Annotated in this window: 21 protein-coding genes; 6 read left to right on the top strand and 15 right to left on the bottom strand. The window is 69.0% G+C overall.

Annotated elements, in window-relative coordinates:
- Positions 1–27: 27 nt before the first annotated feature.
- Positions 28–1,437, top strand: a complete 1,410-nt coding sequence (gene glnA, locus PFX90_RS07440) for a type I glutamate--ammonia ligase (protein ID WP_285711754.1) — start codon at positions 28–30, stop codon at positions 1,435–1,437.
- Between the two features lie 149 nt (positions 1,438–1,586).
- Positions 1,587–2,366 (top strand): alpha/beta fold hydrolase, encoded by a 780-nt coding sequence (locus PFX90_RS07435; RefSeq protein ID WP_285711753.1) that lies wholly within the window; start codon positions 1,587–1,589, stop codon positions 2,364–2,366.
- 3 nt (positions 2,367–2,369) lie between these two features.
- Here PFX90_RS07435 and PFX90_RS07430 read toward each other — a convergent pair whose 3' ends face one another.
- Both PFX90_RS07430 and PFX90_RS07425 read right to left on the bottom strand, forming a co-directional pair.
- A complete protein-coding gene (locus tag PFX90_RS07430; RefSeq protein ID WP_285711751.1) occupies positions 2,370–3,053 on the bottom strand; it encodes a hypothetical protein in 684 nt (227 codons plus the stop codon).
- Entirely contained in the window at positions 3,034–4,092 is a 1,059-nt protein-coding gene (locus PFX90_RS07425; RefSeq protein ID WP_285711749.1) for a hypothetical protein, read from the bottom strand. The genes PFX90_RS07430 and PFX90_RS07425 overlap by 20 nt, the downstream gene beginning before the upstream one ends.
- Positions 4,093–4,263: 171 nt before the next feature.
- On the opposite strand from PFX90_RS07425, the gene PFX90_RS07420 reads away from it, so the two are divergent.
- Together PFX90_RS07420 and PFX90_RS07415 are read left to right on the top strand one after the other, a co-directional pair.
- Positions 4,264–5,223 (top strand): calcium/sodium antiporter, encoded by a 960-nt coding sequence (locus PFX90_RS07420; protein WP_285711748.1) that lies wholly within the window; start codon positions 4,264–4,266, stop codon positions 5,221–5,223.
- A 130-nt stretch (positions 5,224–5,353) separates the two neighbouring features.
- Positions 5,354–8,749 carry an autotransporter domain-containing protein gene (locus tag PFX90_RS07415; protein WP_285711747.1) on the top strand — a complete coding sequence of 1,132 codons (3,396 nt, stop codon included), beginning with the start codon at positions 5,354–5,356 and terminating at the stop codon, positions 8,747–8,749.
- A 78-nt stretch (positions 8,750–8,827) separates the two neighbouring features.
- Here PFX90_RS07415 and PFX90_RS07410 read toward each other — a convergent pair whose 3' ends face one another.
- Together PFX90_RS07410 and PFX90_RS07405 are read right to left on the bottom strand one after the other, a co-directional pair.
- Entirely contained in the window at positions 8,828–9,484 is a 657-nt protein-coding gene (locus tag PFX90_RS07410) for a hypothetical protein (RefSeq protein ID WP_285711745.1), read from the bottom strand.
- Positions 9,481–9,687 (bottom strand): helix-turn-helix transcriptional regulator, encoded by a 207-nt coding sequence (locus tag PFX90_RS07405; protein ID WP_285711743.1) that lies wholly within the window; start codon positions 9,685–9,687, stop codon positions 9,481–9,483. Before PFX90_RS07405 ends, PFX90_RS07410 begins: the two co-directional genes overlap by 4 nt.
- Positions 9,688–9,902: 215 nt before the next feature.
- On the opposite strand from PFX90_RS07405, the gene PFX90_RS07400 reads away from it, so the two are divergent.
- Positions 9,903–10,469, top strand: a complete 567-nt coding sequence (locus tag PFX90_RS07400; RefSeq protein ID WP_285711742.1) for a lysozyme — start codon at positions 9,903–9,905, stop codon at positions 10,467–10,469.
- A gap of 18 nt (positions 10,470–10,487) precedes the next feature.
- Here the strand turns inward: PFX90_RS07400 and PFX90_RS07395 are convergent, their stop codons facing one another.
- The 4 genes from PFX90_RS07395 to PFX90_RS07380 form a co-directional block, all read right to left on the bottom strand.
- The gene (locus PFX90_RS07395) at positions 10,488–14,705 is read right to left on the bottom strand and encodes a translocation/assembly module TamB domain-containing protein (protein ID WP_285711741.1); all 4,218 of its coding nucleotides are present in this window, start codon (positions 14,703–14,705) and stop codon (positions 10,488–10,490) included.
- Positions 14,705–16,999: an autotransporter assembly complex protein TamA gene (locus PFX90_RS07390; RefSeq protein WP_285711740.1), complete on the bottom strand. Its 2,295-nt coding sequence runs from the start codon at positions 16,997–16,999 to the stop codon at positions 14,705–14,707. Before PFX90_RS07390 ends, PFX90_RS07395 begins: the two co-directional genes overlap by 1 nt.
- A 43-nt stretch (positions 17,000–17,042) precedes the next feature.
- Positions 17,043–17,888, bottom strand: a complete 846-nt coding sequence (locus PFX90_RS07385) for an arginyltransferase (RefSeq protein ID WP_285711739.1) — start codon at positions 17,886–17,888, stop codon at positions 17,043–17,045.
- 223 nt (positions 17,889–18,111) lie between these two features.
- Positions 18,112–19,374, bottom strand: coding sequence for a threonine ammonia-lyase (locus tag PFX90_RS07380; protein ID WP_285711738.1), 1,263 nt, complete (start codon positions 19,372–19,374; stop codon positions 18,112–18,114).
- A gap of 146 nt (positions 19,375–19,520) precedes the next feature.
- Between PFX90_RS07380 and PFX90_RS07375 the strand changes: the two genes are divergently transcribed.
- Positions 19,521–21,170 (top strand): amidohydrolase, encoded by a 1,650-nt coding sequence (locus PFX90_RS07375; protein WP_285711737.1) that lies wholly within the window; start codon positions 19,521–19,523, stop codon positions 21,168–21,170.
- Here PFX90_RS07375 and tatC read toward each other — a convergent pair whose 3' ends face one another.
- The 7 genes from tatC to PFX90_RS07340 form a co-directional block, all read right to left on the bottom strand.
- On the bottom strand, positions 21,171–21,980 hold the full coding sequence (tatC, locus tag PFX90_RS07370) for a twin-arginine translocase subunit TatC (protein ID WP_285711736.1): 810 nt from the start codon (positions 21,978–21,980) through the stop codon (positions 21,171–21,173). It abuts the gene before it with no gap.
- The gene (gene tatB, locus PFX90_RS07365; protein WP_285711735.1) at positions 21,973–22,386 is read right to left on the bottom strand and encodes a Sec-independent protein translocase protein TatB; all 414 of its coding nucleotides are present in this window, start codon (positions 22,384–22,386) and stop codon (positions 21,973–21,975) included. The genes tatC and tatB overlap by 8 nt, the downstream gene beginning before the upstream one ends.
- A gap of 44 nt (positions 22,387–22,430) precedes the next feature.
- Entirely contained in the window at positions 22,431–22,682 is a 252-nt protein-coding gene (locus PFX90_RS07360) for a twin-arginine translocase TatA/TatE family subunit (protein ID WP_285711734.1), read from the bottom strand.
- A 111-nt stretch (positions 22,683–22,793) separates the two neighbouring features.
- Complete coding sequence (scpB, locus tag PFX90_RS07355) at positions 22,794–23,408, bottom strand: SMC-Scp complex subunit ScpB (protein ID WP_285711733.1); 615 nt, start codon at positions 23,406–23,408, stop codon at positions 22,794–22,796.
- Entirely contained in the window at positions 23,405–24,190 is a 786-nt protein-coding gene (locus PFX90_RS07350) for a segregation and condensation protein A (RefSeq protein WP_285711731.1), read from the bottom strand. The genes scpB and PFX90_RS07350 overlap by 4 nt, the downstream gene beginning before the upstream one ends.
- Positions 24,187–25,200 carry a beta-N-acetylhexosaminidase gene (gene nagZ, locus PFX90_RS07345; protein WP_285711730.1) on the bottom strand — a complete coding sequence of 338 codons (1,014 nt, stop codon included), beginning with the start codon at positions 25,198–25,200 and terminating at the stop codon, positions 24,187–24,189. Before nagZ ends, PFX90_RS07350 begins: the two co-directional genes overlap by 4 nt.
- Before the next feature lie 96 nt (positions 25,201–25,296).
- Entirely contained in the window at positions 25,297–26,022 is a 726-nt protein-coding gene (locus tag PFX90_RS07340; protein WP_285712050.1) for an SPOR domain-containing protein, read from the bottom strand.
- Positions 26,023–26,035: the final 13 nt, after the last annotated feature.

Below are 26,035 nucleotides of genomic sequence, written 5' to 3'. Positions count from 1 at the left end.
CACCAAATACTTGGAGGCAATACCGAAATGTCGAAAGCAAAAGACGTCCTGAAGAAGATCAAGGACGAGGAAATCGAGTGGGTCGATCTGCGCTTCACCGATCCCAAGGGCAAGTGGCAGCACCTCACCATGGTCGCGGGCGTGATGGGCGAAGACGAGCTTGAGGACGGCCTGATGTTCGACGGTTCCTCGATCGTCGGCTGGAAGGCGATCAACGAATCCGACATGATCCTGAAGCCCGATCTCACCGAGACCTGGGTCGATCCCTTCAGCGCCACACCGATGCTGGTGATCAACTGCGACATCGTCGAGCCGTCGACCGGCGAACTCTATTCGCGCGACCCCCGCTCGACCGCCAAGCGCGCGGAAGCCTATCTCAAGTCGACCGGCCTCGGTGACACGGTCTATGTCGGCCCCGAAGCCGAATTCTTCATGTTCGACGACGTGCGCTTCGAGGATGGCTACTCGGGCTCGGGCTTCTCGATCGACGATATCGAGCTGCCGACCAACACCGGCAAGGAATATGACGCGGGCAACCTCGCGCACCGTCCGCGCGCAAAGGGCGGCTACTTCCCCGTGGCGCCGGTCGACAGCGCCGTCGACATCCGCGCCGAGATGGTCTCGACCATGCTCGAGATGGGCCTGCCCTGCGACAAGCACCACCACGAAGTCGCCGCCGCGCAGCACGAGCTCGGCCTGACCTTCGGCACGCTGGTGCAGACCGCCGACCGCATGCAGATCTACAAGTATGTCGTGCACATGGTCGCGCAGGCCTATGGCAAGACCGCGACCTTCATGCCCAAGCCGATCAAGGCCGACAACGGCAGCGGCATGCACACCCACATGTCGATCTGGAAGGACGGCAAGCCGCTGTTCGCGGGCAATGAATATGCCGGCCTGTCGGAAATGTGCCTCTACTACATCGGCGGCGTCATCAAGCACGCCAAGGCGCTGAACGCCTTCACCAACCCGACCACCAACAGCTACAAGCGTCTGGTGCCGGGCTTCGAGGCGCCGGTGCTGCTGGCCTATTCGGCGCGCAACCGTTCGGCCTCGTGCCGCATCCCCTATGGTGCGGGCGAGAAGGCCAAGCGCGTGGAATTCCGCTTCCCCGATGCGATGGCCAACCCCTACCTTGCCTATTCGGCGCTGCTGATGGCGGGTCTCGACGGGATCGAGAACAAGATCCACCCCGGCGAGGCGATGGACAAGAACCTCTACGATCTGCCCCCGGCCGAACTCGCCGAAGTGCCGACCGTGTGCGGTTCGCTCCGCGAGGCGCTCGACTCGCTGGCTGCCGATCACGACTTCCTGCTCAAGGGCGACGTGTTCACCAAGGACCAGATCGAGGCCTACATGGAGATCAAGTGGGAAGAGGTGATCCGCACCGAAACCACGCCGTGCCCGGTCGAATTCGACATGTACTATTCGATGTAACCGCAAGGCGGCATCGTTCGAACACGCAGGGGCGGGAGGAGCAATCCTTCCGCCCTTTTGCTTGGGCTTGCCTTGGCCGCGCGATAGTGTAGCACTCGCTACGAATCTGCGGCGCGGGGCCGAGAATACGGACGGGGAACTAAGCAATCATGGAAGGCATTGCAGGGGGCGTGCGCTGGTCTGCCCAAGGGCAGGCGCGCGAGGGCGAGGCGAGCCTTCTGTTCATCCACGGCGCGGGCGCCAACCGCGCGGCGTGGTGGCAGCAATTCGCGGCCTTCGCGCCATCGCATCACGTGATCGCCTATGACCTGCGCGGCTTCGGCGAATCCGACGCGGCGGACGCCGAGCACCTGGTCGAGCAGGCAATCGCCGCCGCGGTCGACGTCCTCGCCGCGGCCGGAGCGACCCGCGCCAAGGTGGTGTGCCAGTCGCTCGGCGGGTGGACGGGGGTGCGGCTTGCGCTCGCGCGGCCCGATCTGGTCGAGCAGCTGGTGCTCGCCTGCACGCTGGGCGGCATCGCCCATCCCCCGGGCCTTGCCTCCTTCGCCGAGGCGCGCAAGCTGATGGGCACGCGCGGCCCGGCGGCGCTCGGGCTGACCGAGGACTTCATCGCCGCCAATCCGCTCAAGGCCTCGATCTACCGCCAGCTCGGCGCCTTCAACCCGCATGCCGACCCCGCCGCCGCCGCGCGGCTGTTCACCCCCGAGGTGCTCGTCCCCCCCGCTGCGCTGGCGACCATCACCGCGCCGATGCTCATGATCGCAGGGGAGAACGACCCGATCTGGCCACCTGCCGCCCTCGCCGGGATCCTCCCGCACTTCGCCGACGGCCGCATGGTGATCGTGCCGGAGGCCGGCCACTCGCCCTATTTCGAGCAGCCGGACGAATTCAACGCCCTGATCGCCGAGTTCCTCGGCCTGCGGCGCTGACCCTTACTTGCCGGCGCCGCCCGAGGTCATCGCCGAGCCGATCCGCAGGTAGCGCTGGATCACCTCGCGCTGGTGCGCCGGTTCGGCGCCGGAACAGGTGAACAGCAGGTTGCCCACCTGCGAGGGCATCAGCGTCCACGTCGCCCGCAGGCCATCGGCGTTGCGCGTATCCCAGCCGAGCAGCTTGAGCGGCGCGGCGCTGCGCTGGCCGGGGGCGTCGAGCACCAGCGTCTGGCGGGCCTCGATGGCAAAGCCGGCATTGACGATCAGCGGATCGAAGGGCGTGTAGAGCGTGTCGAGCTCGGCCTGGATCTGGCTCAGCGGAAACCTGGCGAAGGAGGCATCGGGCACCCGCACGGCAAAGCAGGTGGTGGGAATCGTCCCGGCGGGGAATTCGAACTTGCGCATCGTGCCCTGGAGGCTGGTCGTGCCGCCGTCGGCCATGGTGAAGCGGTACCATCCCAGCTCGTCGGCGAAGGCGACGCCGCCCGTGTCGGCCGAAGCGGGATCGGGTCGCAATTGCCCGCGCTGCTCGGCCGGAATGATCAGGCCGCCGAAGGCATCCGTGATCACCGCCGCCTGGGGCGCCTGGGTATCGCCTGCGAGCGGATTGGTCTGCGCGGCGATTGGCGCTGTCAGCGCCATCAGCGCGGCTACGACGGCAAGACTAGGCCGGACGATTGGCATTGATCACTCCCATGTAAAGGCCGTGCGTCGCGCGCGCCGCATCCATCACGGCGGCCTGCAACAGCGGCGGATCGACGCGGTACTGGTAGGTGGAATAATTGTAGCCGAGCGTCGGGCGCGACGGGGCCGCCATGTTCGGCTCGGTCCACCAGGCGTTGGAGCGGACATAGGCGTTCCACTCCTCTATCTCGGCATTGTTGTTGAAATTGCTGGTCTGCACCAGTTGCCCCGCCTGCCCGACCGCCACCCGGTCTTCAAGGATCAGCCGCCCGCCCTCGCCCGCCAGCGCGATCTTGGCGTGGTAGAAGTTGAAATGGGTGAACAGCGGCACGAGAAACAGCCCGGGCTTGATGTCGACATTCGCGCCGTCGCCATAGACGCTGTGCCCGCTGCCCGAGAGCGCCGCGAAATCGAGCACCAGGCTCGGCGTCATCACCAGACACTTGAGCTCGGCCGACATGGCATTGATTGCCCGCGCGTTCTTGAGATTGAACGGCGAGCGGTCGGACAGGGGGGCTTCGGGCCCGATCGTCAGCAGGGGCAGATATTCGGGGCTGACCACCGCCACGGTGCGCGAATCCGCGAAGGGCTTCTTGAGGAACGGAGCGGGCGTCGGCTCGAGCTTCCTGAAGCCCTCGCTCGCGCTGATCTCGTTCCAGCCGAGCACGGTGCGGCCCGTGGCGCGCAGCCGCTCGATGAAGTCGCTGAAGACGAGATGGGCAAGCTGGCGCATCATCGCCGGATCGACGCCCACCAGATCGGCGGTGAGATCGACCTTGGTCGTGCCCGACCCGCCGCTCGCCCCCATGCCGTTGCGCATCACCAGCCCGAACCGGTAGGACGGCACCGCAATCCGGTCGGTCCGCGCCAGCACCTTGGCCATGGTCTGGAAGTAGTTCTTGGCGCTCATTCCAGCGAGCGGCACCATCCGGTCGGCTGCTTGCGCCGGACTGGCCGCAAATCCGCCTGTCGCCAGTGCCCCCATCACGCCCATGCCGCCGTGCAGCACCGACCGCCGATCCCAATCGCTTCCGCCCATGTCCCCCCCTAGGTTCCAGTGCATCCCCTCGGTCATTTACCACCGGGTGCTCCCCCCATCCTTGGCAAAACCCGACAGCCCCCGCAGGCGCGAAGCGGGCGCGACCGCTCTTCTTTTGGCGCCTGACCTTCGCTAGGAGGATACAAGGTATCGCAAGGAAGGACGTCGCCAATGACCGGATCGCTGCTGCTTGTCGCCGGAGGGCTGGTGCTGCTCGCGCTCGGCGGCGAATTGCTGGTGCGCGGGGCGGTGGGGATGGCGGCGCGGCTGGGCATCTCGCCGCTGCTTGCGGGGCTGACGATCGTCGGCTTCGGCACCTCGACCCCGGAACTCGCGACCAGCGTGCAGGCCGCGCTGGCGGGCTCGCCGGGGATCGCGGTGGGCAATGTGGTGGGGTCGAACATCGCCAACATCCTGTTCATCCTCGGGCTTTCGGCGGTGATCCTGCCGCTCGGCGTCAACCCTGCCTCGTTCCAGAGGGACTCGATCGCGCTCGGCGGATCGGCGCTGCTGTGCACGGGAGCGGTGGTTTACGGCGTGCTCGGCCCGGTCATCGGCATCGCCCTGATCGCGGCCCTCGCGGGGTATATCTGGTGGGCCTACAAGTCGGAGAGCGCCGCGCCATGCCCGGAGGGCGCGCGGCACGAGCATGAGGCCGAGGACCGCCCCGTGCCGCCGGGCACCGGCCCGCTGGCACTCGGCGCGATGATCGTCGCCGGGCTCGCGGCGGCGATCATCGGCGCCGGGTGGCTGGTCGAGGGTGCGGTGGTGCTGGCGAGCGCAGCGGGGGTGTCGGAGAGCGTCATCGGCCTCACCGTGGTCGCGGTCGGCACGTCCCTCCCCGAGCTCATCGCCTGCATCGTCGCGGTGCTGCGCAAGCACGAGGATGTGGCGCTGGGCAACATCGTCGGCTCCAACATCTACAATATCCTCGGCATTCTCGGGATCACCGCGGTGATCAAGCCGATCGAAGTGCCGGCCGAGATCGCCGCTTTCGACATCTGGGTGATGCTCGGCGTCACTGCCCTGCTGCTGGTGCAACTGCGTTCGGGATGGCGGCTGTCGCGGATCGAGGGCGCGCTGCTGGTTGCTTTGTATATCGGATATTCGCTGATCCTTGCGACACGCTGACACATTTGTGCAACAGTGGGATACATTTGCAGCCACACTCGCAAAGCCCAATTGTCGGAAGCGCTTAAGCGGTCCTAGGATGCGGCCAGCCGGTCGATCCCGCGACCGAATCCCAGTGGAGAGAACGCCCATGAAGACGTTGTCCGCCCCGCGCCGCCAGTTCCTGGCGGGCTCGGCCCTTGCTGCACTTGCGATTGCCGCCGTCGCCACGCCGGCGCACGCGGTCATCCCGAACGAGACCACCAATTCCGAAGCGATCGTCGACACCAATGACCAATATCGCGGCGTCGGCATGTTCTTCCGCGCCGACGGCTTCATCTGCTCCGGCACGCTGATCAACCCGCGCACCGTCATCTTCGCCGCGCACTGCGTCAACGACCTGCCCGAAGAGGCCTATAACACCGACACCGAAGACGGCATCCCGGCCGCCTTCTCGTTCAACGTCAACGCGCTGCCCGGCTTCCAGAACTGGTTCGCCAACAACTTCCAGTCCAACCCGAACCTTGCGGTCTACAACATCAGCCGCATCTTCTACGACCAGCGCTCGCTGCAGGATCCCTTGGGGCTCGGCTTCATCCAGGCCGACATCGCGCTCGCCGCGCTCGATACCCCGGCGGCCGACATCCCGACCTGGGCGCTGCTGTTCACCACCCTGCCCGCGCCCGAGACCATCGATCCGGTCACCGGCACCGGCTATCACGTCAACATGGTCGGCTACGGCCGCACCGGCAACTCCGTGCAGGGCCCGCGCGGCGGAGCCGACTTCCGTCGCCGCGCGGCCGAGAACATGCTCGGCGGCTTCTTCTCGCTCGATGACCAGAACTCTGTCCTGTTCGGCCCGCAAGAGACGACCTTCCCGCAGAACCTCTACCAGTTCGACTTCGATTCGCAGGACCGCGCTCCGGTCCGCGACATCAACATCCACCGCGACGAAGCCCTTCCCAACGAAGGCACCACCGCGGGCGGGGATTCGGGCGGTCCGCTGATCCTCGATGCGGCGAACAACACCCTCTCGAACGAAGACCTCGTGATCGGCGTGCTGTCGGGCGGTTCGCGCTTCTTCGGCGCCAGCCAGCCGTTCAGCTCGATCGGCACCACCAGCTTCTACCAGCCGCTCTCGCTCTACTGGCAGTATATCGCCGCCAACAACCCATACCGCTATGTCGGCACGGTCGCGGGCAACGGCAACTGGGAAGACCCGACCCGCTGGGTGACGCTGCTCGACCCCGCCTACCGCGTGATCAACGCGCAGGGCCAGGTCGTGAACGGCCTGCCGACCACGCCCGAGCTCGGGCCGAACGGCACCGACGGTGATTTCGGCCAGATCTGCGTCGAATTCGAAGCGCCCGGTGACGGCTGCGTCGACCAGCGGACCGGTGAAGAGATCGACACCGCGCCGCCGCAGCAAGACACGCGCGACGTTTCCAACGGCCGCGAGCAGGTTTCGCTCGAAGTGATCGGTGGCGAAGGCGCCACCTTCAACCTCGCCGCTGTCAGCAACGGCGAAGGCACCGCGACCACCACCGGCGACCCGCGCGCGCAGCTGACCTCGGAAGTCGCCCCGCAGGCCGCCGCGGAAGGCGCCGTCCTGCCCGCGCCGACGCTCGCCAACGGCCTGCCGGGCGCGACCGGCTTCGTTGCCAATAACGTCGATGCCGTCACCAACGGAGAAACCCGGGTCGATCCGCGCTTCTTCGACGTGACCCTCAGCCAGGCAGGCACCACCACGCTCAGCAGCGAAGTCACCATCGACCGTCTGACCGTGCGCGGCCAGGCCGGGCTGACCGTGGCGGCTGCGGGCGACCTCACCTCGCTGATCGACATCAACCAGTTCGGCGGCGTCGTGAACGTCAACGGCAACCTCGCGTCGGTGGGCGACTACACCCTGTTCGCCGGGATGCTCGGCGGCACCGGCACCGTCACCGCGCCGTTCCTGACCAGCATCACGGGCGTCTTCTCGCCCGCGACCATGGGCACCACCGGCACGCTGACGATCGACGGCACGCTCGTCATGTCCTCGGGCACGAACTTCCTCGTCGACCTCGGCAGCGGCGCCACCTCGGACCGTCTTGCGGTCACGGGTGAGGCCAATATCGGCGGCGTGGTGAGCATCGGCACCGGCGTGACCCAGCGGGTCAACGGCCAGGGCCAGCGCTACACCATCCTCACCGCGGCCGAGGGCGTCACCGGCACCTTCACCGCGCGCGCCCTGTCTCCGCTCCTGAGCCAGAACTTCATCTACCAAGCCAACGCGGTGCTGATGGAGGTCAACGCGGCGAGCTACAACACCGTGATCAACGCCAATGATCCGGTGCAGGTCGCCTATGCCCGGCTGTTCGACCAGAACCGTGGGAACGGCGCGCTGAGCACGCTCTACGCGCTCGACTTCGCTTCGACCGACACGATCCGCAGCACCTTCCAGCAGCTCGCCCCGGTCAACGAACAGGCGGTGCGCTCGCTGGCGGCGCAGTCGATCAACCTGCTCCAGAACCTCAACGATGCGCGCCTGCGCGAATCGAACCGGGACAGCGCCGGCGGCAAGGTTGCCGTCACCGGCCGCCCGCTCGATCTGGCGCAGATGGGCCTCGCGCCCGGCATGCAGCCGCTCGGCGGCAGCGCGCTGATGGCAGCGCAGGAAGGCGAGACCGAGATCACCGAGACGAACCTGCCCGACAATGTCGCGGTGTTCCTCTCGGGCGGCCACATCTTCGGGGACGCTGACTCGCTTCCGGGCTACACCGCCGGCACCCAGCCGGGCGGCGTGTTTCAGGCGGACACCACCGACTATTCGGGCTGGTATCTGTCGGGCGGCCTGGAGTTCTTCCTCGGCGACAACACGATGGTGGGCATTGCCGGCCACTATGTCACGCTCGATGCAGATACGCCGCTCAGCCAGCAGGTCGAGAACGACACCTACGGTGCCTCGCTCTACATGCGGCAGGACTTCGACAGCGGTCTGGTGATCGACGGTCAGGTCACCCTCGCCAGCGTCGGTTTCGACACCACCCGGCGGGTGAGCTTCCTCGGCACGCCGCAGACGCTCGAGTCGAGCACCGACAACCTGCTGTTCACCGGCGCGCTCGGGGTGTCCTACGACCTCGAGACCTCGCTCGGCACGATCTCGCCCGGGATCGAGGGTCGCTATGCAAGCATCGATTTCGACCGCGTGCAGGAAACCGGCGGCACGCTGGCGCTGAGCCTCGACCGCCAGACCTACAAGAGCACGCAGCTGCGCGGCGGGTTCGACTGGGAGAAGCAGGGCAAGAAGGTGACCTTCAACGCCAATGCCCAGATCGTGCGCGAGCTCGAGCAGGGGCCGACCGTGCTGGGGGCGAACTTCGTCGCCGGCACCGGGGCGGGCGCCAACTTCGTGCTCGGCGCGAACGACCGCACCTGGGGCGAAGTGGGCATCAGCGCCACGCTTGGCAACGGGCCGTTCCAGATCGGCGCGGCGTTCGATTCGACCATCGCCCGCAGCGATGCCAACGCGCAGGTCATCCGCGCCACCGCGTCCTACAAGTTCTGAGCCCCGCTCACGGACAAAAGAAGGGGGCGCCCGCCAGCCGGCGGGCGCCCCTTTTCTTTGCTTTGCCCCGAGGCCGGCTCAGCGCGGTGCCAGCATCCCGCGCCGCCCGGCGGCGACGAAGCTCGCCAACAGCACCAGCACCTGGAACAGCGTCAACAGATCGAGCGGGGCCGGCGCGGCGGCATAGCCGAGGTGCGCGAGCATCGCCCACACACCGATCACCAGCGTCACCAGCGCGTAGCCGATCGCGCTCGCTTCGAGAGTGACCGCGCGCATCAGCTCGTCGGACTGGCGATAGACCACCACCGACACGAGGATGCTCACCACCGTGCCGCCCACGCCCAGCGCCAGCGCCAGAGCCTGCGGCACCGGCCCGTCGGGCGCGGCCAACGCGAGGGCGATGAGGCTGAGGCCGCTCAGCACCATCCCGCCGCCCGACCAGATCAGCACCTTCTTCTGCTCGCGCAATTCGTCGGCATCCTCGACATTGAGGAAGCGCGCCCCCGCCTTGGGGCTGGCGGTGCCGACCGCAACGGCAAGGCCGATGAGGATATAGAGCACCCCCACCAGCGCGGCGATGGTGGCCGACTTGCCGAGCCCGCCGACCGCGGGACTGTCGATGAACTGCATGGCCGCCATGGATGTGGCGAAGCCCGCCACGCCGCCGAACAGCGCCGGGATCAGCAGCTTCTTCACCCACTTCGGGGTCTCGGGGGATTTCTCGTCGGTCATCATTCTACAGGCTCCCAGTGATCGATGAACAGATCCGGCACCGCCACCTGGAACAGGCGCGCCATGCGCAGCGCCAGGGGGAGCGAGGGATCGTACTTGTCGGTCTCGACCGCGTTGATCGTCTGCCGCGAGACGCCGAGCCGCCGGGCAAGCTCGCCCTGGCTCCAGCCCATCGCGTCGCGGTAGTGTTTCAGACGGTTTTCCACGGTGGCTTCCGACTACAAGTTGATGAACTACTTTCAGGCTCAGAGGCGCGATCCGGTCCGAATCACCCGCTGCCTGACAAGATCTCTTTACAGACAAGAACTCTTGTCAGTCAAGAGCTCTTGTCACCCCCTCGCTGCCGCCCTGCACGAAACCATTTTCCTACACGTGCAAAACGTGCTGAATCGCTGCGCCTCACGCATCACCGGAGGCTCCCATGTCCATCCCGCACTCGCCAACGCTGCTCGACTATCTGCGGCGGCTTGCGTCCCTCCCTGCCATCCCGCGCGTGTCCTCGACGCGCTGCGTCGGTGCGGCGGGAATCGCGCTGATCAAGCGTTTCGAGGGCTGCGCGCGGCTGCGCGGTGACGGGACGGTCGAGGCCTATCCCGATCCGGGCACCGGGGGCGATCCGTGGACGATCGGCTGGGGCGCGACCGGGCGCGACACATTCAGCGGCTCCGCCATCGGCCCCGGCACGCGCTGGACACAGGCGCAGTGCGATGCACGGCTGGCGGAAGACCTCGTCCGCTATGCCGCCGATGTCGCCGTCGCGATCGGCTCGGCACCGACCACCCAGAGCCAGTTCGATGCGATGGTCAGCTTCCACTACAACACCGGCGCGATCCGCACCGCGACGCTGACGAAGAAGCACATCGCGGGCGACTACGCCGGCGCGGCGCACGAATTCTCGCGCTGGACCAGGGCCGGCGGGCGGGTGTTGCAGGGGCTGGTGCGCAGGCGGGCGGCCGAGGCGGAATTGTATATGAGCGAGGGTGGCTGAGCCCCTCGCACCCCCAACTCAATAATCCTTACTCACCTGCACCAGCACCGAATCGCGCCCGATGGTCGACACCGTGCCGAGCAGCGCGAGCCAGCTCGTAATGCGATATTCGACCTGGGTCACGCTGTAGCCGCGCCCGTCGGTCACCAGCTCGACATAGATCTGCCGGGTGATGTTCTTGCCGATCGCGATGCCCGTTTGCCGCCCGGTCAGCGGGTCGGCGCTGACGATGCGCAGCTGGTCGAGCCCGATCGTGCGCCGCAAGCTGCCGATCGGATCGAGCCCCCCGCCCCCGCCCTGCAAGGCCGCCAGCGCCGCGGCCAGCTGCACCGCGTCGGTCGCCGAGAGCGAGGTGACCGACCCGCCGAACAGCAGCCGCGCAAGGATCTCCTCCTCGGGCAGCGAGGGATCGGACGAGAAGGCGATGCTGGGTGACTGGGCGTTGCCGGTGATCGCGATGTCGACATTGGTGCCGTTCTTGGCGGTCTCGGCGAGGATATCGAGCCGCGGGTTGATCGGCTCGCCCACGTCGAACAGGATGCGCCCGCGGGTCAGATCGAAGCGCGTGCCCGCGAAGGTGTAGTCGCCGCGCACCAGCCGCGCGGTGCCGCCGATGCGCGGATCGGCAACCGTGCCGCGCAGCGCGATGTCGATGCCCCACTCGCTCTCCAGCCCCAGCCCTTCCACCGCAACGCGCCCCGGCGCGCTGGCATTGACGAGGTAGCGCCACACTGCATCGCGGCCCGAGGCCTCCGCGCGCACGCGCCCGTCCTCGCCGTTGATCTCGCGCGTGGCGATGCGCGGGAGAGCCTTGTCCTCGGCGGCATTGCCCAGCGCCCAGCGCGCGCGGTCGACCGTCACGCGGCCCGCAATGGTGCCGCCGATGCCGTTCGAGACGATCCGCAAGGGGCCGGTGATGGTCGCCTGAAGCCCGTTGGCATCGAGCAGGCGCGCTCCCTTCACCGCGGCGCGCAGGTCGAGCGTGGGGCCGCGCGCGGCGCTCATCTGCGCAAGGTCGACCGTGCCACTGCCGCTGACCGTGCCGCCGCCGCGGGTCTGCCCGGCAAAGCTGGCGAGTTCGAGCCGCGATCCGGCGAACCGTCCGCGCGCCTTGACCCCGGTGATGCGGGTGCCGGTGAGCGCGCTCTGCACGGTCATGTCGTCGCTCGCGACATTGCCGGTGATGCGCGGATCGGCGAGCGTGCCGGTCGCGCGTGCGTCGATCCGGACGGGGCCGGCCAGGTCGAAGGCCTCGACCGCGGCGAGGCGCCAGAGGGTCTCGGCCGCCCCGTCGAACAGCAGCCGCGCGCCGAGGCGCCCGCGCATCACGCGGTCGGCCAGCGCGCCGTCGGGGGCAAGGCCGAGCACCGCGAGCGAGACGTCGCCGCGCCGCTCCTCGCCCTCGAACAGGCGCGCGGCGGCGGTGAGGCGGTCGGCGCGCAGGTCGACCACGGCGAGCACATTGACGGGCTTGGACGAGAGCACCAGCCCTGCGCGGCTGAACCGCTCGATCCGCCCGCGCGCGCGCGCCGTCGGCGGCTCGCGGCCCGCCTGACGATAGTCGATGATCCCCGTCAGCCGTCCGCCAAGCCCGAGGTCCGCGCCCGCGAGGTCGAGCAGCCGCAGCGGCATCTTCGAAAGCTGGAGGTTGAGGACGGTCGCCCCGCCCCCGAAGCTCCCCTCGGCAACCGCGAAGCCGCCGCCGAAGCCGATCTGGGTCGGCGCGAGGCTCCAGCCGCCCTCCTCCTGCGCGGTCAGGACCGCACGGCGCGGCATGGTGATCTCGGCATTGCCATATTGCCCGCGCGCCGCCGCCGCGATCTGGCTGGGCGCGACATTGGCGTCGAAATTGAGCGCGAAGCGGTCCGCGCGCCGCCCCGAAATCTGGCCGGTGACCTTGCCCCGCCCGTTGGCCACCGCCGCTTTGGCGGTGAGGTTGGCGAAGTAGAGCCCGCCATATTCGAAGCCGCTCGCGGTGACGTCGGCATCCACCGTGGCGCTGCCGCCCGCAATCCGGCCGGTCGCATCGATATCGGCGCGGGCGATCGAGATCGGCGTTGCCCCGCCGAAGCTCGCATTGCGCACCGCGAGGTCGACCGCAAAGCCGATCGCGTCGCCGGGCTGCGGCCGGAAGTTCACCGTGCCGTTGACCCCGCCCCCCGCCAGCCTCAGATCGCCCGAGACGCCTTCGTCCAGCAGCACGACCTCGCCCGTGACATTGGTGCGATAGACGTCGAGGCGGTTGATCGCGATCCGCGTCGGCGCGTTCTCGGGCAGGAACAGCTCGAGCGCGCCGTCGAATTCGCCCAGCAGCGACTGGCCTGCAACGTCCAGCCCGAAGCCCTCCTCGCTCGGCGCCAGCGCGATGCGGACATCCTTCAGCCCCGCGGCGGGATAGGGATCGGCGAGCACCAGCACCGCGCGCGGGCCATCGGCGGCGATCTCGGCGTCGAAGCGGAAGGGCCCGTATTGCGCCTGCCTCCCCTGCCCCGCGAGCACCGTGCGCGTTACGCCGCCGCCGGTCACGACCTTGCTGTCGAGCCGCGCGGTGAGACGCGGGGCGGTGACGGTGGTGTTGCGGAAGATGATCGGCTGGCCCGCCCCCATCCCGAGCTCGCCCTTGAAGCGCACTTGTTCGCCCGCGAGGTTGACGATGGTGGCATTGCCGATCCGGCTCAGCACGCCCGCAAGATTGGCGCGCAGGCTCCACGGCACCGCGGGGCCGAACTTGGCGAGGATCTTGGCGTTGGCGGTGACCTCGCCCGCACCTTCGACCCGCAGGCCCTTGGCCGTGACCGGCCCGGCGATGGCATAGGCGCCTGCGGGGATATCGCCCTGGAGGCTGAGCTGGGCGCCAAGGCCCGGGAAGGTGATGTCGGTGCGGTCGGCAGCGAGCACGCCCTTGGCGAAATCGTAGGTGAGCAGGCCGCTCGCCCGTCCCTTCACCAGCCGCGGATCGGCCTGGGCGATGCCGGTCGTCACCCGTTCGGCGGTGAGCGCGAGCGGCAGGCTCAGCACCGATCCCTCGAGCCGCGCGCTGCCTTCCTGCGCGAGGCCGGTGGCGGTGACGGAGGTGGCGACGAGGCGCCCCACCGCGATTTCGTGCTTGATCCCGAGATCGTCGAACGCCCCCGTCAGGCTGGCGGCGAGCGTTCCGCCCTCGATCCTGAGGCTCTCGCCGAAAAGATCGGGATTGCGAAGCGCGAGGCGCACCCGCGCGCCATCGACCACCTTGTCGGCGAGGTCGGCCCCGCCGCTCACCCGCGCGTCGAGCCCGTCGGAAACGACCGCCGCGCGGCCCTCGATCACGCTGTCGACGAGGGTGAAACTGGCGGCCAGCGCGGTGGTGTCGCCCAGCGCGCGGCCGGTGATTGTCTGGGCGCCGAGCCCCGCGCGCAGCTCGCCCAGCAGGCCATAGCGGCCCGCGTCATTGGTGATGCGGAAGGCGGCGACCGGCTTCTCGGCGGCGCTGTCGACCGCCCGCGCCACCGCCGCGCCGCGCCAGCGCTTCCACGTTCCGTCGCCGACGATCCGCGCCGAGTATCCCCGCTCGAGCTTCGCGAGCCCCGCCAGCACGCCGCCCGCAGGCGCAAGCGCGTCGCCCGAAAGCTCGAACTTGTCGCCATCGGGCTCGGCATCGAGCAGCAGCGCGAAACGGTCACGCGCGCCCAGCCGCCCTTGCGCATCCACCAGCGCCCGGCCCTCGCGGATGTCGACCTTGGCGCTGAGGTTCGCCCGCTCGTCGCGCGGGGTGGCGAGGCCCCTGGCGATGGTCAGGTCCTCGATCACCAGCTTGTCCACCCGGATGTCGAAATCGGGGAGCAGCGGCGCATCGGGATCGCCGGGGTTGAGTTCGGGCAGCCGCGCCAGCCGCCCGCGCCGCGCGGTCACCTCGCGGATGTCGAGCCCGCTCCACAGCCAATTGAGCGGCCGCCAGTCGAGCCGCACTTCGGGGATGGTGAGGAAGGCCCCCTTGGGGTCGCTCACCGTCACCTGCCGGAGCACCGCCTGCCCGTAGATGTCGCCTTCGATCCGCCCGACGGTGAACCTCAAGCCCGAGGCGGGCGCGGCCGCTGCGATCTGATCGGCGATGAAACGCTTGCCGATCGGGGTGGCGAAGAACAGCGCGGCGAGCAGGAAGGGCGCGAGCAGCAGGCCCAGCGCCCAGCCCACGCGCTTGCCCCAGCGCCGCCGCCGCCCCGGTGCAGGCACCGCGCTCTGCGCCCCCTCGGCCATCAGAACGCCTGCCCCAGGCTGACATAGACCACCACCGGGCTGTCGAATTCGGTCGGGTTGAGCGGGGCGGCGACGTCGACGCGGATCGGGCCGAAGGTGGTCTTGTAGCGGATCCCCAGCCCTGCACCCCAGCGGATGTCGCCGAAGGTCGGGGTCGAGCCGCGGCTCACGGAGCCTGCATCGACGAAGGGCACGACCTCGATCGCGCCGCCGAACAGCGGGGTGGGAATGCGCGCCTCGGCCGAGAATTCGACCAGCGAGGCCCCGCCGGTGGGATTGCCGAGCGTATCGCGCGGGCCCACGCCCTGGAACCCGTAGCCGCGCACCGAGGCCCCGCCCCCTCCGTAAAGCCGGCGCGAGGGCGCGATGCTGTCGACTGCCGCACCTTGAATGGTCGCCGCGCGCACACGGCCCGCCAGCACCAGATCGCCGAGCGACTGGTAGTAACTCGCATCGCCCTGCGCGCGCAGATAGAAGCTCTCCGCCCCGCCCTGGCGCGAGACCTCGGGGGCGAGGAACACAGTCGCGCGCCAGCCTTCGCTCGGGTCGAGAAGGTCGTCGCTCTCGTCGAGGGTGATGCTGCCGAACAGCCCGCCGATCAGATAGGCCTGACGCGGCACCACCGCGCCGGGCGCGGTGCGGACATTGCGGTTGCGTTCGTCGGAATAGATCACTTCGCCGCCGACCTGCCAGCTGACCTCCTTCTGGAACAGGATGTTCGAGACCTTCTCGAAGGTCGCGCGCACCCCGCCGCCGCGCGAATCCACCGCCTGGGTGGTGATGTCGCTGGCGAAGAGATCGACCGTCAGCACCTGATCGCGGCCGAGGAAGTTGTTGCGGCGGATGCCGACGCTGCCGAGCATCTCGCGCGTGCCCAGGATGCCGCGCAGCCGCAGCGTGCCCTCGGGCGGGAAGAGGTTGCGGTGCTCCCACCGGCCCTCGAGCTTGAAGCCGTCCTCGGTGCCGTAGCCGATCGCGCCCGCGATGGTGCGAAGCGGCGCGCGCTCCATCTCCACGTCGAGCGCGACTTCGCCGGGCTGGCCCTCCGAGGGTGCGCGGGTCTCGCGCGGGGTGACGGTGACGCTCGAGACGAGGCCGGTGGCGATGATCGCACGGCGCAAGTCGGTCTCGAGGCTCTGCTGGAAGGTGTCGCCCGCATCGAAGCGGGCAATGCGCGCCAGATGCCTGCCCGACAGGAAGCGCGGGTCGTTGCTGACCACTTGCCCAAACACATATTTGCCCCCCGGGCGCGCGGCGAGGGTGAGATCGCCTTCCTCGCGCGCGTGATCGATCAGCAGCTGCGGCTCCTCGACCTTCGCGAAGGGATAGCCGCTTTCGCCGAGCGCGACGCGCAGCTCCAGCTCGCGCTCGACGATGCGGTCGGCATAGAGCGGGTCGCCGGTCTTGATGCCGAAAGCCTCGATCAACCGGCTGGCATCGGGTTCGGGGAGCGCCGGAATTTCGCCGAGGTCGATCCGCCCGAAGCGGTAGCGCGGGCCCGGCAGGATGTCGAACCGCACGCTCGGCTCGCGCGATGCGGCCTCGGCCTCGGCCTCGCCCGCCGCCTCACCCGCGCGCCGCCCGCCCGAAAGCTGGCGCACGATCTCGCCGTCGTAATAGCCGTAGGTGCGCAGAATATCGCCGAGCAGTTCCTCGTCGGCGCGGGCGCGCGCGGCGACCTGCGGGATCGCCTCCTCGCCATCGTCAAGCTCGCGCAGGGTGGAGAGGTCGCGGAAGCGGCCGACAAATTCGTCCTTCTCGGGGAAGGCCTCGGGGTCGGCGGGGAGCGCGAGCACCAAAGTCGAGCTGACCCGCGTCTCGGCCAGCTCGGGCGCGGCGGCGAGCACCGGGGCATCGATGCTGGCGAGCGCCTCGAGCTCGGGATCGGGCGGGAGCGGCTGGGGATCGGGGATGGCGAGTTCGGCAAGCGCGGCTTCGCCCTCGGGCAGCGGCGCGCCGTCGGGTGCACTCTCCAGCCCGCCGAAAGCGGCATCGAAGGCGGGATCGGGCGCGGCGGCCAGCGGGTCGAGCGTGTCGGGCGCGCCCGCAGGGTTGGCCACGCCGCCGGCCGCCCAGCCCTCGGGATCGGCGAGCGCGGCTTCGGGGATCAGCGCGTCGAGCGAATCGGGAACGGGCTCGGGCTCGGGCTCGGGTGCGAGAACGGGAGCAGGCGGCGGGGCAGCAGCGGGCGGAGCTGCCTCGTCAGCCTCGTCGGCCTCCTGCGCGGCAGGTTGTGCGGCAAGCGAAGCCGCCGCCAGCGGTGCGGCGTTCAGCGCGAGCGCGCTGTGACCCAATCCTGCGGCAATGGCGAGACCGAGCGAGAGACGCTTGTGCGCCTCAGGTCGCGGGGAACTTGACAGGCTGGCCATCCTTGCCCCGCGCACCGGCAAGGCTTTCCTCCTGCGGCCGGCGCGGCGCTGTCGCTGCGGCGATCAGGCGATGCTGCTCGCCCTCCTCCATCAGCTGCCAGCCTTCGCGCGTCAGACGCTCGAGCGGGCGATAGCGAACCTTGTATTGCATGCGCGGCGAGCCCTCGACCCAATATCCGAGATAGACGTAGGGCAATGCCTCAGCCGCGGCGCGGCGGATATGATCGAGGATAATAAAGTTGCCGAGCCCAGCGCGTTCCGGGTGATCGGGCTCGTAGAAGGAGTAGATCATCGACAGGCCGTCGCCCTGCCGGTCGGTCAGGCAGGCACCCACCAGCCGCCCCGGCTTCCCGTTGGGCAGCGGCTCGCGATATTCGGTGACGACGCTGGTGACCGGCGTGTGCTCGATCATGTCGGCATAATCGAGCTCGTCCATCGCCGACATCCCGCCATCGGGGTGGCGCTGGCCGAGATAGCGGGCGAGCAGCTCGAACTGCTCGTCGGTCGCCCAGGGGCGGCATTCGGTGACGATGAGGTCGCTGTTGCGCTTGAGGTCGCGCTTCTGGGTCGAGGAGGGCTTGAACTTGCCCGCCACCACCCGCACCGACACGCAGGCCTGGCAATCGAGGCAGGACGGGCGATAGGCGACCGTCTGGCTGCGGCGGAAGCCGATCCGGCCGAGCGCCTCGTTGAGCTGGTCGGCATGCGGCCCCTTCAGCTCGGTGAACACCTTGCGCTCGCTGCGGCCCGGCAGATAGGGGCACGGCGCGGGGCTCGTCACGAAGAAGCGGGGGAAGCGGATCGGTGCCGTCACGGGTGGGGCCTGTCCCTTGTGTCCATGGCCACGCGCGTGAATCGCGGGTGGGCGAAAGTGTTAAGAAAATCTTATGCCCACACCTTCGCTCCGGTAAAAGTCCCTTAACCACGAAAATGTCGCGAAAACGACATGGGTGCGCGCGCGACGGCGGCAAACCGCGCCCGCAATGGTGCAAACCGGGACATTGGCCCCGGCCCGCGTCACCGAATTGTGCTGGAAATCAGCCGAGTTCGACCAGCTGCACCGAATAGCCGTTGGCGCGCAGGCCCTCGACCAGCCGCTCGACCTGCTCGGCGTCGCGCGCCTCGCATTCGATGTCGGTGATCAGGCCCTTGGCCGGCAGCGTGGTGAAGATGCGCTGGTGGTAGATCTCGATGATGTTGACGTTGTGCTCGTCGAACAGGCGCATCACCCGGAACAGCGCGCCCGGGCGGTCCTGGAGCGTGATGCGAAGCCGCGCGAGGCGGCCCTGCCGGGCGAGATCGCGCAGCAGCACGTTGGCGAGCAGGCGCGTGTCGATATTCCCGCCGCAAAGCGCGAGGCCGATTTTCTTGCCCGCAAAGCGCGCCGGATTGCGCAGCACCGCCGCCAGCCCCGCCGCGCCCGCGCCCTCGACCACGGTCTTCTCGATCTGGAGCAGCAGCGCGACGGCCTTTTCCAGCGCGGGCTCGTCGACCAGCACGATGTCGTCGACCCGCTCGGCGATCACCTTGGAGGTGAAGTCGCCGGGCACCTTGACCGCGATCCCTTCGGCGAGGGTATCGCCGCCGCAGGGCAGGTTCGCACCCTTGATGCGGTCGAACATGCTCGGGAACAGGCCCGCCTGCACGCCCACCACCTCGATCTTCGGATTGATCGCCTTGGCGACGGTCGCCATGCCCGAGATCAGCCCGCCCCCGCCGATGGGGGTGACGATGCAGTCGAGATCGGGCTTCACCGCCAGCATCTCGAGCGCCACCGTCCCCGCGCCCGCCGCGACATGCGGATCGTCGAAGGGATGGACGAAGGTGAGGCCAAGCTCGCCTTCGAGCTTGCGGGCGTGCGCATAGGCCTCGTCAAACGTCTCGCCCTCGAGCACCACCTTGCCGCCGACGCTCTCGGTCTGCATCACCTTCACGGTCGGCGTCGGCTTGGGCATGACGATGGTGACGGGCACGCCCAACCGCGTGCCGTGGTAGCTCAGCCCTTGGCTGTGGTTGCCCGCCGAGGCCGCGATCACGCCGCGCGCGCGCTGTTCCTCGGTCAGCAGCAGCAGCGCGTTCAATGCCCCGCGCTCCTTGTAGGCGGCGGTGAACTGGAGGTTCTCGAACTTCAGCCAGATGTCCGCGCCGGTGATTTCCGACAGCGTGATCGAATGCATCATCGGCGTGTTGACCACCGCATCGCCAATCCGGGCGGCGGCGGCGCGGACGTCGTCGAGGGTAAGGTCGGCCGGCGTGGCGGCGGCGCCCTTGGGGTTCGATGCGAGGCTTTGCGTCAACATGGTGCCGAGGCGATTAGAACCTTGCACGCGCAAGGGCAATGCGGCTTGGCCCGCAGGCGCCCAAGGAATTCTGTCTGGGGGTGAAAGTTGGCAAGCGCGCGGGAAGGCGATAGGCAGCTTGCCCTCACGCCTGTTCAGGGATCGCCATGCGCCTCGTTTCCGTTCTCGCCGCCGTCTCCGCCCTTGCCCTTGCCGCGCCCGCGATGGCCGATACGCTGGTCGACAATGTCGACGGGGTGACGATCGACGCCGAGGGCAAGGTCAAGCGCTTCTCCGGGCTGGTGTTCGACGACGACGGGACGATCACCGCCGTGCTCGACCGCTCCGACAAGCGCCCGCGGACCGATTACCTCGTCGATGGCGGCGGCAAGGTGATGCTGCCGGGGATGATCGACGCCCATGTCCATGTGATGGGCATCGGCTTCGGCGCGCTGACGCTCGACCTGTCGGACACCAATTCGCTCAAGGAGGCGCTCGCCAAGATCAAGGCCTTCGCCGAAGAGAACGCGGGCCGCCCGTGGATCCTCGGGCGCGGGTGGAACCAGGAGAAATGGGGCCTCGGACGCTTCCCCACCGCCGCCGAGCTCGATGCCGTGGTGGCCGACCGGCCGGTCTGGCTCGAGCGGGTCGACGGCCACGCCGCCTGGGGCAACAGCCTCGCGATCAAGGCCGCGAACGTCACCGCCAAGACCGCCGACCCGGCCGGCGGCAGGATCATCCGCGATGCCAAGGGCAATCCGGCGGGCGTCTTCGTCGACAACGCGGCGCTGCTGGTGCAGAAGGAAGTCCCCGCCCCGCGCCCCGAGGACCGCGATCTCGCGCTCGCCAAGGCGCAGGAGGTGCTGCTCGGCTACGGCGTCACCGCAGTCGCCGACATGGGGACGAGCCTTGCCGACTGGCACACCTTCCGCCGTGCGGGCGACACCGGGCGGCTGGCGATCCGCATCATGTCCTATGCCGACAGTATCGAGACGCTCGAGACCGTCGCCGGGCCCGAGCCAAGCGTGTGGCTCTATGACGACCGGCTGCGGATGGGCGGGATCAAGCTCTATCTCGACGGCGCGCTGGGATCGCGCGGGGCGGCGCTGAAGGCGCCCTATCACGACGATCCGGGCGCCAAGGGCCTACCGCTGCTCAGCCCCTCGCAATTGAGGAACCTCATGAGCCGCGCGGCGATGGACAACTTCCAGACCGCGGTCCACGCCATCGGCGACGCCGCCAATGCCGAGGTGCTCGGCGCGATCGAGGAGCTTTCGGAAAGCTACAAGGGCGACCGGCGCTGGCGGATCGAGCATGCGCAGATCGTCGACCCGGTGGACATCGCGCGGCTCGGCCAGCACGGGGTGATCGCCTCGATGCAGCCGCTCCACCAGACCTCCGACCGGCTGATGGCCGAGGCGCGGCTGGGGCCGGATCGGCTGGCGGGGGCCTATCCGTGGCGGAGCGTGCTCAAGGCCGGGGGACGCCTCGCCTTCGGTTCGGACGCGCCGGTCGAGCCCGCTAATCCGTGGGCCGGGATGGCCGCTGCGATCAGCCGCACCGACGCCAGGGGCGAGCCCTTCGGCGGATGGCACCCCGAGGAGACCGTGACGCGCGAGCAGGCGCTTGCCGGGTTCACCGCCGACGCCGCCTTTGCGGGCTTCGCCGATGGCCGCTTCGGCCGCCTGCTTCCGGGCGAGCGCGCGGACTTCCTGTTCGTCGACCGCGACCCGCTGTTCGCCTCGCCTGAGGGCTTGCGCGAGACGAAGGTGCTTCAGGTGTGGATCGGCGGGGTGAAGGTGCGCGGGGAGGATTAACTACTCCGCCGCCGCGGCCTCGGCGTTTTCCTCGGCCTCGCGCGCGGCCTTGTCGGCGGCGACGGCCTTTTCCTGAAGGCGCATCAGCACCAGCGAGGCCTCGAACAGCAGCCAGAGCGGGATCGCCAGCACCAGCTGCGAACCCGGATCGGGCGGGGTCACCACGGCGGCGATGATGAAGATGCCGACGATCACATAGCGCCGCGCGGCGACCATCTGGTCGCGCGTCACGATCCCGGCGCGGTGGAGCAGCAGCAGCAGCACCGGCAGCAGGAAGGTCAGCCCGAAGGCGAGGATGAACTGCATCACCAGATTGAGGTAATCGCCCGCACTCGGCAGCGCCTGCACGTCGAGCCCCCCGGTCATCCCGCCGAAGCCGAGGAAGAAGGTAAAGGCGACCGGCATCACCACGAAATAGGCGAGCGATGCGCCCGCGGTGAACAGCACCGGGGTGGCCAGAAGGAAGGGCAGGAAGGCCTTCTTCTCGCGCGCATAGAGCCCCGGCGCGACGAAGGCCCACAGCTGGTTGGCGATCACCGGAAAGCTGACCATGAAGCCGGCAAACAGCGCGACCTTGAGCTCGACGAAGAACACTTCCGGAAGCTTGGTGAAGATCAGCTGGCCCTTGCCTTCCGGAAAGGCGTCCTTGAGCGGCTGGACCAGAATGCCGAGGATCTCGTCGGCAAAATAGAGGCAGATCGCAAAGCCCACCCCCAACGCCAGCAGCGAGCGCACGATGCGGGTGCGCAGCTCGATCAGATGGTCGAGCAGCGGCGCACGGGTCTCGTCGAGGTCGTCGACCTTAAACATCGGCGCTGGAGCCCTTCGGGGCGGGTTCGGGCGCCTCGGGTGCGGCCGTTGTCGCGGGCGTCTCGGAGGGGAGCGGCGGCGGCGTCTCGACCGGCGGCGGCTCCACGGGCGGCGTCTCCACGGGCGGAGGGCCCGTCATCACCGGCGCGCCGGCCTCGGCGGCGGTGAGCGCGGCGGAGCGGCGCATGATCTCCTCGTTCTGCGCCTTCCACTTCTTCTCCATTTCCTCGAGTTCGGCCTCGCGCACCATGGCGTCGATGCCGGAGCGGAAATGGGCCGAGACGCGCCGCATCTTGCCGATCCAGCGACCGGCGGTGCGCATCGCCAGCGGCAAGTCCTTGGGACCGATCACGATCACCGCGACGATCAGGATGACCAGCAGCTCTCCGGCGCCGACATCGAACATGGAATGGGCGCCTCGGCTGCCGTCAGGAGGTCAGGGCCGCTGGCTCAGGCGCCGGTGCCGTCGGTCTTCTCGGCCGGAGCGGCGGCCGGGGTCTCGACCGGGGCAGCGGGCGGAGCGGCGGGCGGATCGATCCGGGCGGCCTTGGAGACGGTGTCCTCGGTCTCGTTAAGGCCCTTCTTGAAGCTCGAGATGCCCTTGCCGAAATCGCCCATCATCTCCGAGATGCGGCCGCGTCCGAACAGGACCAGCACGATCAGGAGAACGATGATCCAGTGCCACAGCGAACCAATACCCATTGTCTCAACTCCTGAACTGCGGCGGGGGCTTGGGGTAATGCCGCAAGGCCGAGGCTTGGGGCCCGGCGTTCGTTATGCGCCCATTTAGGCCCGTTCTGCAGCAATTGCGAGTCAGTCCGCCAGATTCTCGTCGTCCGGCGTGCTGTCTTCGTCGGGCTCGAACTGCATCGCCGCCTCCAGCGCCTCGTCGACCGGATCGAGCAGGCCCGCGGCGCGCAATTCGTCGATGCCGGGGAGGTCACGGCGGCTGGCGAGGCCGAAGTGGTCGAGGAAGTCGGGCGTGGTGGCGTAGATGACCGGACGCCCCGGCACCTCGCGGCGGCCGGCGGGCTTCACCCAGCCCGCCTCCATCAGCACATCGAGCGTGCCCGCGCTGGTCTGCACGCCGCGGATCGATTCGATCTCGGCGCGGCTGACCGGCTCGTGATAGGCGATGATCGCGAGAACTTCGGTCGCCGCGCGGCTGAGGCGGCGGACCTGCTCCTTCTCGCGGCGCAGCAGGTGGGCGAGATCGGGCGCGGTCTCGAAATGCCAGCGCCCGCCGCGCTCGACCAGGTGGATGCCGCGATTGCGATAGCGCGCCTCGAGCAGCACGAGCGCCTCGCGCACATCGCCGGGCGCCAGCCCGCCGAGATGGGCGGCGAGCGCCTCGACGCCCATCGGCGTCTCGGCGGCGAACAGCGTCGCCTCGACCGCGCGTTCGAGCGTGCCGGGCTCTTCACTCATGCCGCCGCATCCTTCAGGCGGCGGATGCGCAAGGGGGCGAAGGCGCCGTCCTGTTCGATCTCCGCCCGCCCGCGCTTGGTCAGCTCGAGCGCAGCCACGAAGCTCGACGCCAGCGCCGAGCGCTTCAACGCCGGCGAGGCGTGGGGCGGGAGGAAGTCGCGGATCTCCATCCACTCGAGCGTCACGCCGAGCATCGAGGACACCCGCTCCAATGCCGAATCGAGGGTCATCACCGGGCGGTTGGCGACGTGGTAGATGCGCGGGGCGGTGCGCGCCTTGACCTGCCCGTAGGCCTGAATGACGCTGAAGAGGTCCGAGCGCCAAACGGTCTTGCGGTCGGTGCGCAGGCCCTCGGGCGCGCCCCTGAGGAACACGTCGCGCCCGATCCGGTCGCGGCCCATCAGCCGCCCGGCCGCCTCGCGCATCGCGCCAAGGCGTTGCAGGCGCAGTTGCAGGCGCAGCGCCAGCTCCTCCGGCGAGGGGTCTTCCTGCTCGGCCTTGGGCAGCAGCATCGCCGATTTGAGGTAGGCTAGCCACGCGGCCATCACGAGGTAATCGGCCGCCAGCTCCAGCTTCAGCGCGCCCGCGCGCTCGATGTAGTTGAGGTATTGGTCGACCAGCGCGAGGATCGAAATCTGGCGCAAGTCGACCTTCTGCCGCCGCGCCAGATCGAGCAGCAGGTCGAGCGGGCCCTCCCAGCCGTCAAGCTCGAGATAGAGCGCATCGGCGTCCTGCCGTCCGGCGTCGGGCGCGAACATGAAGGGCTGGTCGGTCGCGTTCATGCGGTCAGCGCCAGCAGAGCGTCGCGCTTGGCGAGGAGTTCGGCAGCTTGCGGAGCGACGCTCTCGGCGATACGGGTGCCCGCCAGTGCCCGGTCGAGCCGCGCGGCGGTCGCCTCGGGCATGGCGGGGAGCACGTTGCAGATGCCCTCCATGTCGCCCATCTTCGCCCAGCAGTTGAGGATGATGTCGCACCCCGCCGCATGGGCACGCGCGGCGCGCTCGGGGATCGAGCCGCCCAGCGCCTCCATGTCGATATCGTCGGTGAGCAGCAGCCCATCGAAGCCGATCTGCCCGCGGATGATGTCGCGGATCACCGTTTCGGACAGGGTGGCGGGGTTCTCGGCGTCCCAGGCGGTGAAGACCAGGTGTCCCGTCATGCCGATCAGCGCGTGGTTCAGGGTGCGGAACGGGGCGAGGTCGTCCTCAAGTTCCTCGGCGCTCGCGGTGACCGTGGGGAGCGCCTTGTGGGTGTCGACATCGGTGCGGCCATGCCCCGGCATGTGCTTGATGCAGCCCGCAACCCCGCCCGCCGCCAGCCCTTCGAGCACCGCGCGGCCCAAGGCGGCGACCTGCATCGGATCGCTCCCGAAAGCGCGGTCGCCGATCACGTCATGCGCGCCGGGGACGCGCAGGTCGAGCGGGGGGTGATAATCGACCGTGATGCCCATCGCCGAGAGTTCGAGCGCCATCGCCGTGGCATTGGCACGCGCCGCCTCGATCGCGCTGGCGGGGGCGATGTCATAGAGCGCCTCGAACGCCGCGCCCGCAGGATAGCCCGCCCAATGCGGCGGGCGCAGCCGCGCGACGCGGCCGCCTTCCTGATCGATCGAGACCAGCAGGCGGTCACGCCCGTGGAGGCTCCTGAGATCATCGGTGAGCGCGCGCAATTGCTCCGGATCGACGCAATTGCGCCCGAACAGGATGTAGCCCGCCGGATCGCAGTCGCGGAAGAAGGCGCGCTCGTCCGCGGTCAGCTGCGGGCCCGAAATGCCGAAGATCGCCGGAATCATGCGCGTAACGTCGCACCGTGCGCGGGGGCTAGCAAGGGCGGCAGTGGGGCAAGGCGGGAGAAAGCCCCCGCCAATCCCCAGCTACTTCGAGTCCGTTCACTTTACCTGGCAATCGACCCCGTCGGCCTTCAGGGCACCGCACAGACGGTCGGCCTCGGCGCGGCTGCCGACCACGGCCTGCAGGCGGTAGACCGTGCCGATGTCGACCTTGCCCTCGACCACGCGATACTTGATGCCCTTCAGGGCATCGGTGCGGCGCTGGGCGTCGCTCCAGCCCTGCTCAGCGCGGGCGCGGGTGCCGTAGGCAGCGAGCTGGACGCCGACGCCGCCGGTCGCGGGTGCCTGCCCGGCAGCGGGCGAGGCGGCGGGCACCGGCTTAGTCGGCGCCGCTGAGGGCTGCGCGGCAGGCTGGCCTGCTGCGGGCGTCGCGCCCGGAAGCGGGGTTTCTGCCACTACGCCGGGGCGCGATCCGCCCTCGCCAACCACGGGGGCGACATTGCCGGTGCCGTCGAAGGTCTTGCCGCCCGGATCGTCGGGCCGCGTCTTGATCGGCCCCTCGGGCGCGGCGATCACGCTGCCGTCGGCGACCACCTCGCTGCTGGCCGCACGGTTGCTGACGTACCATACGCCCGCCACCACCACGCCGAGCAGTGCCACCAGCCCCGCGGCGAACAGCATGATCTGGCCGGTGTCGACCCCGCCCGCACCCTCGTCCTCCTCGTCGGATTCGAGCCACGGCAGGCTGTCGGGTTCGCCGAGCCCGAGCTCGTCGCCGAGCGCGTCCTCACCCTCGTTCAGCTCTTCGTATTCGGCATCGACCATCACGGACCTGGTG

Source organism: Erythrobacter oryzae, assembly GCF_030271515.1.
In the GTDB taxonomy this organism is placed as follows: Bacteria; Pseudomonadota; Alphaproteobacteria; order Sphingomonadales; family Sphingomonadaceae; genus Erythrobacter; species Erythrobacter oryzae.
The sequence above is the reverse complement of the archived record's forward strand: the minus strand, read 5'-3'. Positions and strand labels throughout refer to the sequence as shown.